A 2,749-nucleotide genomic window follows, 5' to 3' on the forward strand; every position below is an offset into this window, starting at 1 on the left:
GGCGGGGTTGGGCGGGCCTGTGCGGTGGCCGGTACGACGGCCTGCGCCCCGGGCGACCGCCGCCGAGCCGCCGCGGTCCGGCGCCCGCCCGGCCGAACCGCGCCCGGGCGCCGGCCACGCGGGGCTCCGCCCACCTGGCGGGCGGACCGGGAGCCGCGAGGAGAGCCGCGCCTCGGGACGTCATCGAATGACGGGCGGCGCCCGCCCGGGGAACCGCGTCCCAGGGGCCGGCCACGGACCGGCCACCGCGAGGAGAGCCGTGCTCCGCGACCGTCACCGGGCTGATCGCCCCGCCCGAAGGCCGATCCGGAGGCCGCGGGAGGGGCGGCGTCCAGGCGCCGGACACCGCGCTGCGCGCCCACACCGCCAGGCGGACCGGCAACCACCAGTAGAGCCGCGCCTCACGGCCGTCGCCAAGTGGCCCGCCGGCGCCCGTCGGGGCGTTTGCCCGGGTCGGAGAACGATTGAGCAGCCGTCAGGGGGTTGGCGGCGGGGGCGGCGGCGTGGAAAGCCCGCGGTGGCGTGACGGCGCGCCGCCCGGAGCCGCATTCCCCGCCCGGCGGCCGGTGCCCGGCGACCGGCGGGCGAGTGGTCAGTCCGGCATTCGCAGGTAGACCTGCGTCCGGGTGCCGTCCGCCCCGGGCACGAGGTCGCGGGCGGTGGAGCGGAACGCGATCGCGTCGCCCCGGGCGTCGGGCGCGGGCGCGCCGCTGGCCCCGTCGCCCGGTGTGCCGTCCGGGGTGGCGCTGATCAGCCGGGTGCGGCCGGTGCGCAGGTCGCGGAGGTACACCTGGCCACCGCCGTTGAAGGTCAACAGGCGGCCCCCGGCGGCGAACTCGCCCTCGGCCGACGGTTCGTCGTCCTTCGCGGTGATCCGCTGGAGGGTGCCGCGGCGCAGGTCGGACAGGTACACGTACGCGGCGCCGGGGATGCCGCCCGGGAGCAGGTTGTAGGCCCGGGCGGTGAACTGGGCGTAGCGGCCGTCCGGGGAGACCGAGGGGTCCTGGGCGTACTGCTGGTCCGGGCTGCCGTCGTACGGCACGTCGAGCCGCCGGTCCGCGCCGGTCCGCATGTCGCGGACGTGGACCCGGCTCGTCCACCTGCCGGAGACGCCGCCCCTGAGGTCCTCGTACACGAGCCGGCGGCCGTCCCGGCTGAAGGTGGCGCGCTCCACGGCGGCCTCGGCCGGCGCGGCGAGGAGGGTGCTGCGGTGGCGGACGAGATCCCGCCGCCAGAGCCGGGCGGCGTGGATGTAGTCGCCCCGGGAGGAGAGCCCCGCGCCGGAGGTGAAGGTCACCGAGCGGCCGTCGGGGGCAAGCAGCGGGTTGCGGGAGGAGCCGCCGTCGGGCGCGGCCAGGTCCACGTCGGCCTGTTCCCTGCGCCCGGTGCGGAGGTCCACGACATGGATGTGACTGAAGTGGCTCGGGGGCTTGGTGTGGTTGTTCTGTGTGACGTACGAGCGGAACGCGAGCCGGCGGCCGTCGGCGCTGAGGGACGGCTCGACGGCTCTCGCCCCGAGGATGTCGGGTCCCCGTTCGGGTGCGGCGATTCGGGTGATCCTGCCGGTGCGGACGTCCTTGACGAAGACGTCCTCCAGGCCCTCGGTGTCGCCGGGGACGAGGTTGTCCGCCTTGGTGGAGAAGGCCACGTACCGTCCGTCGCCGCTGATGGCGGGGGCGGAGACGTCGGCGTTCGCCGGTGTGCCGTCGGCGGCGGTGCCGACCGGCACGACGACGGGCCAGTGCGGGCGGGCAGCGGCGCCGGCGGCCGGGGCGCCGGCGGCTTCGGCGGGAGCCGTCGCGGTGAGGGCGAGGGCCAGCGCCGCGGCGGGTAACAGTGTGAGGGTCGTCCGTCTCTTCGTTCCCATGGTTCCCCCCTGGAGTCAGATGCGCGATCCGCTCGATGGAACCCGGTCGGCGCCGACGGGTCAATCCGCTCTTTTCCGTACATCCCTCCGGCCGCCGCGGGGGCGAGGGCCGGAGGACCCGGTCCCGTCAGCCGCCCAGGCTGGTGTTGAGCCGGTGCAGCAGCCGGGCGAGTTCGCCGATCTCGGCGCGGTCCCAGTCGGCGAGCTTGCGCATGTACTGGCCCCTGCGGGCCTCGCGGACGCGGGAGAAGCGGGCGTGCCCCTCCTCGGTGAGGGCGACCAGCGAGGCGCGGCCGTCCGCCGGGTCGGGGGTGCGGGTGACCAGGCCGAGCTCGCCCAGGGCGCGCAGCTGACGGCTCATGGTGGCCTTGCCGACGCCGAAGTAGGCGGCGAGGTCGGTGGCGCGCTGGCGGCCGGCGTCGGCGAGCCGGACCAGCAGTCCGTAGGCGGCCGGTTCGAGCTCGGGGTGGACCTCGCGCGCCATCTCCCCCGAGGAGGCGCGGGCGCGGCGCAGGAACACGGAGAGCTCGCGTTCCAGGGCGAGGAAGGAGTGGTCCTCACCACTGGCGGTCCGCTGGTCCGTGCCACCCTCCTCGGGAGGCGGCGTGGTGGTCTGGTGCACGTGGGGCCCTCTCCGGCTTTCCAGTACGTGAAACTTTGCCCGGGTCGCGGCAGGTCGCCGCAGCTCCGTCAGTATTTCGCAGGATTAGACCAACGACGGCAACCCGGGGGCCTATCGCCCGGCGGAGCCACGCGCGTAGCTTGTCGAGTAACCCCACCGATGTCATGGCCGCGCCAATCGACGCGGCGCACCGATCCGTTCCTCCTCCCCCCACCGAGGTCCCGGAGGCAGCATGTCCGCACTCCCCTCCCGCGCCACCC

Annotated in this window: 2 protein-coding genes; both read right to left on the minus strand. The window is 75.7% G+C overall.

Features of this window, described 5'->3' with window-relative positions:
- Positions 1 to 592 precede the first annotated feature (592 nt).
- Positions 593 to 1,867 (minus strand): TolB family protein, encoded by a 1,275-nt coding sequence (locus tag ACSNOK_RS32355; protein WP_436784357.1) that lies wholly within the window; start codon positions 1,865 to 1,867, stop codon positions 593 to 595.
- A gap of 127 nt (positions 1,868 to 1,994) precedes the next feature.
- On the minus strand, positions 1,995 to 2,489 hold the full coding sequence (locus tag ACSNOK_RS32360; RefSeq protein WP_436784358.1) for a MarR family winged helix-turn-helix transcriptional regulator: 495 nt from the start codon (positions 2,487 to 2,489) through the stop codon (positions 1,995 to 1,997).
- Positions 2,490 to 2,749 lie beyond the last annotated feature (260 nt).

Source organism: Streptomyces sp. URMC 126 (assembly GCF_051386555.1).
Classification (GTDB): Bacteria; Actinomycetota; Actinomycetes; order Streptomycetales; family Streptomycetaceae; genus Streptomyces.